The following is a 6,522-nucleotide window of genomic DNA, read 5'->3' as shown; positions in this document are numbered from 1 at the left end:
TTCCGTCTTTTTTATAATTGAGCAGCGTTACAGTTATTTCATTTCCTGCTTTAATAGCTTTCCGAATTTTATCTACGGCATCATGGTCGGTATCTTTGCCCTGAAGAAATTATGACGTAATAATCGTCTAATATGCCGAAATAGGCATACTGATTTTTTATATCGTTTAAATAAATTGACTTTTCTATACTGACATTAGGCTTGGTTATATTGTTTATCTGCCTTATCTTTAGTGCTTGGCCGCCGGCAATCGGAAATTTAATATTCATTAATTCTAAATTTTTATTTTTTCCGATTCTTTTGCCGTTCTGATAATAAGTTCCTATAACGTAACGGCTTAATAATTCAGGGTATATATTCTCCTGCAAATAAAAATCTTTTTTTGCTTTTACGCTTTTAAATATTGCGTTATAATAATTTTCGCCGGGCCTGGTCGATATATCGGTTATATAATGCAGCTTGAATATTACGTCCTTATATTTACTGCTGCTTAATTTGGATAGTTTTAAGTCGCTTAATTTCGGCATATATTTATATTAAACCCGAAAAAAGCTGACTCCGACTTCAGCGTAAATTTTTTAGTTGCAATAACTTTTGTAGAGTTTCATTATCTTTTGCAGAGTATCAATAACTTTTGGAACTTACAGATGATTTTGTCAACTATTTTTAACTGGTGTGTCCGGCGGGATTCGAACCCGCTGCCTCAGGAGTCGGAGTCCTGCGCTCTATCCAGATGAGCTACGGACACAATTTAGAAATTATAGCCGCAATGTACTTTGGCTTTCGCCGTAAATCTATAAATCAATTCGATGCTTGCTTGTTTTATGATATAATCATAATTATAATATATTATAATTTTTTAAGAATAATCTTGATTAATCTGTTTTATTATAACATTAAAATAAAATAATGATAAATAATTTTCAAATGGCTATTTTTACAGAAAACATAATAAAGAAACTATCTGACAATTCCATAGTGTTATCCGGTTTTGTGGAAAACAATCTGGAAAAAGACCTCAATTCTATTATTAATAATAAATTTAATATAGTTGACTCAGAAACAGGCATAGACGATATTAAAGATAATATTATAACGGAACTTAATAACGAAATTTATAAGCTAATTATAGGCGTTATAACCAACAAAGGATTAAGGCAATCAAAAGACAAAAGCAAGCTCTGTATTTATGAAAATGTACTTAAATTTAGTCCATTTTGCAATTCAATGCAAAATATCTACACATTAAATCTTCTAATAAAACTTAATATTAAAAATATATCTCGGTATCCTGCTTTAAAAAAACAGTCTTATATTCCCGAACTTGCGCTAATGATAAGTTCAATAGTTAAAAATACTATAGACACATTCTATACTTTATTAAATTTTAATAATAAAAATCGCGAATTATACGGCAATAAAATCAATGATAAAACTTATAAACAGCAAATACTAAAAAAAACATGGCAGGAGGTAAAGAATATTGATTTCATTTGTGATAAAATAATAAAAGATCTTTCAACCGTAGAAGCTCATACGTACGGATATGATGTCAAAAGTCAAATTATATATTATTCATTAATAGTTTCTTATTTAAGAGAAATTGCGGTATTCTCATACAGAATTATTGAAAATGCCGCATTATAATTTATCATTATAATTTATTTTTAATAAATAAATAAAAATTAATATGAATATACTGTCTATAAATTCCGGAAGTTCCTCTGTTAAATTTGCTTATTTTAAGTATATAGAAAAAACATCTCAAGTAATTGATAATAATAAGCAGCTAATTGATAATAATAAGATTAATAAAAGTATTAATAATATTAATTTCATAAATAAAATTAAAACAAGCTGTAAAAATAACGAGAAAGGATGTCCATCTGAAAAAGGCTCGGCATCAGAACTGCCGATACTGCTTTCGCTTAATAGATTGTACGACGGAGAGATAGAAGAAATAGGAACATCCTTTTCTTCATACCGCTATGAAAATGCAGACGGCAAAAAAAGTGGTAAAACAAATTTTGCAAATCATCATGATGCATTATTTTTTATAATTAATAAATTAATATACAAAAATATAAATATAGATATAGATAATAAAGATGAAAAAATTGACGTAGTAGTACACAGATTTGTTCACGGAGGCAATGTTTTTATTAAGCCTCTTGTAATTAAACCTGTAATTAAACCTCTTGAAATTTTAAATAAGAACAAACTGCTAAAAAACGTTAAAAATAGCGTTTCTAATTCTAAATCAACACAAAACATCACGCTGCCTTCTCAACGAAATACGCAAAGCGCTGAAATAAAAGACGCTGCAGATAAATATGATAATGATACCGGGTTACATATAAATTTTCCTGATTTAAAAAAATTAGCCGGACTTAACGAACTTGCTCCTCTTCATAACCCGTCAAATTTACTTGGGCTTAAAACTACAATAAAGCTCATACCTGAAGCAGCCGAAATCTGCATATTCGACACCTCTTTTCATTCTGCAATTCCAGACTATGCTTCAATATATCCTCTTCCTATAGAATATTACGAGCAGCATAAAATAAAAAAATATGGATTCCATGGCATTTCCTATGCTTTTATTTCTAATATTCTGAAGCTGTCCGGATACAAATTTAAAAAAATGATACTGTGCCATCTTGGAAACGGAGCAAGTATTGCGGCGGTTAAAAATGGTAAATCTATAGACACGTCAATGGGTTATACGCCTTTAGAAGGATTGATGATGGGAACAAGAACAGGGGATGTCGATCCGTCGTTATCTTTTATTTTAAAAAATAAATTAAAATTATCTGAAGAAGAGCTATATAATATATATAACAAAAAAAGCGGATTGCTTGGAATTTCTCAGAAAACCTATGATGTGAAAGAACTTTTGACGAATTCCGATTATAATTCAAAATTAGCGATTAAAATGTTTTGTTACAGGATCGTAAAATATATAGGAGCGTATTCTGCGGCGCTAAACGGCATAGATGCGTTAATTTTTTCAGGGGGCATAGGTGAAAATTCATCGTTTATCAGGCAAGAAATATGTAAAAATCTTTCGTTCTTAGGTATAAAACTTAATAAATCAAAAAATAACGGCGTAACAAAAATTTTCAACAGCAGATCTAAATTACAATCATTAAATATTACAAATTCAATGATAAAAATAAGCTCAGGCAAAACTATTGTTCTTGCCGTTAAAACTGACGAAGAATTAATGATGGCAGAGAATGCGTTAAAAATTTTAAAAGTTAAATAAAATAAACTGACCGGCGGATTAAAAATGTTAAAAAAATTGGATGAAATCCTTGACAATGCAAAAAAAATAAATCCTAAAAGAACTGCCGTAGTCGGCAGCGCTGACGAGTTAACACTTTTAGGGGTTAAAGAAGCGTTCGACGCTGGCTTGATAATACCTACCCTTATAGGCAATTGTAATCATATAAAAAAAATTGCCGAAAAAATCGAACTGCTTGTTGAAAAAGAAAATATTGAAATTATAAATTCAGAAACCGACGAATATTCAGCGAAAATTGCATGCGAACTTGCTAAAAATAAGAAAATAGACGTGCTTATGAAAGGACATATCCATACGGATATATTGATGCATGCCGTAATATCCTCAGAAAATGGTCTTAGAACAAACAGACTTATAAGTCATCTGTTTTTAATGGAAATTAAAACATACAAAAAACTGCTGATAATAACAGATGCTGCAATTAACATAAGCCCAAATCTTTCTGAAAAAGCGCAAATACTTCAAAATGCAATTGATTTTGCAATTATTTTAGGCATTAAAATTCCTAAAGCAGCTATTTTATCGGCAACTGAAGAAATTAATCCTAAAATGCAGTCAACAATAGACGCTGCTTTACTCAGCAAAATGGCTGAAAGAGGGCAGATTAAAAACGGAATAGTAGACGGACCGCTTGCCTTTGACAATGTTATCTCAAAAGAAGCGGCTTTAGAGAAAGGCATTAAAAGTTCCGTATCTGGCGATGCAGATATTATTCTTGTGCCAAATATAGAATCGGGAAATATTTTATTTAAAGATTTAGAATACCTTGCAGGAGCCACCGTCGCAGGAATTGTGGTCGGAGCAGCCGTGCCTGTTATATTAACTTCAAGGTCTGACCCTCCTAAAGCCAGATTGTATTCTGCAGCGATGGCAATTATAGCTTCGAATGATTATAAATCTTTCTTAAATTATCATTTATTTTAATAGCGGGTTTTGTTTATTATTTACATAGCGGCGTAATTTGTGGTAGAATTACAAAGTAAAAAATAGTACAATGTTACGATAATTTTGTAATTTCAAATAATAAAAAGAATGATGAAGAGCTACAAACTGATATTAATATTTTATTAAATATAGAAATATCACTTGCTGTTTATCAAGTGCAAATTTATTATACTAGACTAGCGCCAATCGGCTATATTGACTTGTAATTAACTATACCGTATATCGATACAGTACATTGGGAGGACAATAATATATTATGAAAAGCAATTTTGCAAGCAATAATAGTACTATTAAAAAAAATAGTATCTTATATACTAATAAAAATGCAAACAAACATACTAACGCAATATTGAAAACAGGGCTAATAATCGTATTTGCAATTGTAGCTCTTTTTTTTCTTGCCATTTCTTTTATTCAGCATAATTCTATGCTGTCCGTTGCGGTAGTCATCATTGCTATTGTGTATTATGCTAATATATTTATTTCTAATAAAATAACTGAAACAAAAGCAAATAAAATCAATGTTTTTTTAAATGACTTTTTAACTGAGAATAAAGATTTAAGGAAACGGCTGCCTTACGTTGATTTGTATAATATAGACCGTGAAATCAATAGTTTGTTTGATTATCTTTACAATACGTTCCAAAAAGCTCTGGATTCTACAAACATTGTTGCAGTCGATGCAAATATTGAAAGCGCTTCAATGGATAAGATTTATAAAGAAAATGAATCGCTATCAGGGCAGGTTGCTTCTATCTCCAGTGCAATTGACGAAATTAGCATGTCGCACAAAGAAATGACTAAAAGCGCCAAAGATTCACAAAAATCTTCCAAAACTTCTCTTGAAAGAGCAAATAAAGGAAATGCAATGATAGAAAATATTATAACCGAAATAAGAACAGTATCAAATTCTATCGAGAATCTCAATGTTACCATGACTGAACTTGATAAAAGCTCAAAAGAGATAGGGGACGTTATATCACTGATAAGCGATATAGCCGACCAGACAAATTTGCTGGCATTAAACGCTGCAATAGAAGCCGCAAGAGCCGGAGAACAGGGCAGAGGCTTCGCCGTAGTAGCTGATGAAGTTAAAAAATTAGCTGAAAGAACCAGTAAGTCAACCTCAGACACAAGAAAAATCATAGAAAGCCTGTTTCAAGAAACTTCAAAAACCGTTCAAGCTATTAAAGACGTAATAGAAAACGTTAAAAAAATAAGTTCGGAATCTATGCAGGCGGAAGAATTATTTAATAATATTATGAAAGCTGCAGGCGAGGAAAAAAATAGCATCGATTTAATATCTTCTTCAGCGGAACAACTAGAAATTGCCGTAACAGAAGTAGAAAAAAATCTTACTATAGTTCAAAAGGTCTCTGCAAACACGACAGAGGCTGCAAAAAAATCAAAAACAATAAGTTCATCGCTGGCAAAATCTTCTAATCTTTTAAAAGTCGAACTATGTTCCCTAAAATTAGATCTTTTCGGTATAGTTCCATTAGAAAGCGCATTAGTTATGAAAAAGAAATTTGAACCGTTAATAAATTATCTGAACAAGTCTTTAAAATTAAATTACAGCAGCTTAGTTGCAGTTACATATGAAGATTCTATTGAAGAATTAGGTACGAATAAAGTTTCTTTTGCTTACATGACGCCTTCAACATATATAGAGGCAAGAAAAAAGTACAAAGTAGAACCTCTTACATATGCGATAAAAAATGGCTCTCCCACTTACAGAAGCGTTTTCGTCGCACCGATAAATTCTAATATAAATTCTCTGCAGGACTTAAATTCAAAAAAGATAGCTTTCGGTTCTAAAATGTCGACAGGCTCTTCGCTCATCCCAAAAGCTATGCTTAAAGCGGCAGGCATTGAACTTATATCTCTTGCCGCATACGATTATCTTGGTTCGCATGATAATGTAGCCAATGCCGTAATAGAAGGAGAATATGATGCAGGAGCATTAATGGACTCTGCGGCGGAAGATTTTAAAGATTCCCTAAAAATTATAGCCTATTCTGACCCTATACCTCAATTCCCGATTTGCGCCGCTGCCGGTATTGATGAAGATTTAAAATTAAAAATAAAAGATGCTATTTTAAATATTAAAGATAAAACTATACTGCAATCTATCGATAAGGATTATACCGCATTCATTGAAGCAAATAATAGCGATTTTGAACCTATTAAAAAATTGCTCAATGTTTAAATATTTAACTTTACCGAATAATTGCCGTAAAGCCTACAAGTATATAGCAATGGGGATATAA

The 6,522-nt window shown here is 31.3% G+C and carries 5 protein-coding genes, 1 tRNA gene and 1 pseudogene; 4 read left to right on the top strand and 3 right to left on the bottom strand.

The genetic code is table 11. The features are described from left to right. The 3 genes and pseudogenes from EVJ46_04205 to EVJ46_04195 all read right to left on the bottom strand — a co-directional run bounded on the left by EVJ46_04205 (position 1) and on the right by EVJ46_04195 (position 748). A pseudogene (locus tag EVJ46_04205) lies at positions 1-109 on the bottom strand (biphenyl 2,3-dioxygenase). Further along, a complete protein-coding gene (locus tag EVJ46_04200; protein ID RZD17431.1) occupies positions 81-527 on the bottom strand; it encodes a hypothetical protein in 447 nt (148 codons plus the stop codon). The pseudogene EVJ46_04205 and the gene EVJ46_04200 overlap by 29 nt, the downstream one beginning before the upstream one ends. A gap of 144 nt (positions 528-671) precedes the next feature. Continuing rightward, positions 672-748, bottom strand: a tRNA-Arg gene (locus EVJ46_04195). Positions 749-927: 179 nt separating this feature from the next. On the opposite strand from EVJ46_04195, the gene EVJ46_04190 reads away from it, so the two are divergent. The 4 genes from EVJ46_04190 to phnD all read left to right on the top strand — a co-directional run bounded on the left by EVJ46_04190 (position 928) and on the right by phnD (position 6,461). Continuing rightward, a complete protein-coding gene (locus tag EVJ46_04190) occupies positions 928-1,647 on the top strand; it encodes a hypothetical protein (protein RZD17430.1) in 720 nt (239 codons plus the stop codon). Positions 1,648-1,690: 43 nt separating this feature from the next. Continuing rightward, positions 1,691-3,268, top strand: coding sequence for an acetate/propionate family kinase (locus EVJ46_04185; GenBank protein RZD17429.1), 1,578 nt, complete (start codon positions 1,691-1,693; stop codon positions 3,266-3,268). Positions 3,269-3,292: 24 nt separating this feature from the next. Beyond that, entirely contained in the window at positions 3,293-4,231 is a 939-nt protein-coding gene (locus EVJ46_04180) for a bifunctional enoyl-CoA hydratase/phosphate acetyltransferase (GenBank protein ID RZD17428.1), read from the top strand. A gap of 277 nt (positions 4,232-4,508) precedes the next feature. Beyond that, positions 4,509-6,461 (top strand): phosphate/phosphite/phosphonate ABC transporter substrate-binding protein, encoded by a 1,953-nt coding sequence (gene phnD / locus EVJ46_04175; GenBank protein RZD17427.1) that lies wholly within the window; start codon positions 4,509-4,511, stop codon positions 6,459-6,461. The last annotated feature ends 61 nt before the right edge of the window (positions 6,462-6,522 follow it).

Source organism: Candidatus Acididesulfobacter guangdongensis (assembly GCA_004195045.1).
Classification (GTDB): Bacteria; SZUA-79; SZUA-79; order Acidulodesulfobacterales; family Acidulodesulfobacteraceae; genus Acididesulfobacter; species Acididesulfobacter guangdongensis.
Note: the sequence above shows the minus strand (reverse complement) of the source record. Positions and strands in the feature narration are given on the sequence as shown.

What these genes read in the sequence shown, in the direction of transcription:
- EVJ46_04185 (RZD17429.1), top strand. Translation starts at nt 1,691, where the DNA reads ATGAATATACTGTCTATAAATTCCGGAAGTTCCTCTGTTAAATTTGCT.
- EVJ46_04180 (RZD17428.1), top strand. Translation starts at nt 3,293, where the DNA reads ATGTTAAAAAAATTGGATGAAATCCTTGACAATGCAAAAAAAATAAAT.
- EVJ46_04200 (RZD17431.1), bottom strand. Translation starts at nt 527, where the DNA reads ATGCCGAAATTAAGCGACTTAAAACTATCCAAATTAAGCAGCAGTAAA.
- EVJ46_04190 (RZD17430.1), top strand. Translation starts at nt 928, where the DNA reads ATGGCTATTTTTACAGAAAACATAATAAAGAAACTATCTGACAATTCC.
- phnD (RZD17427.1), top strand. Translation starts at nt 4,509, where the DNA reads ATGAAAAGCAATTTTGCAAGCAATAATAGTACTATTAAAAAAAATAGT.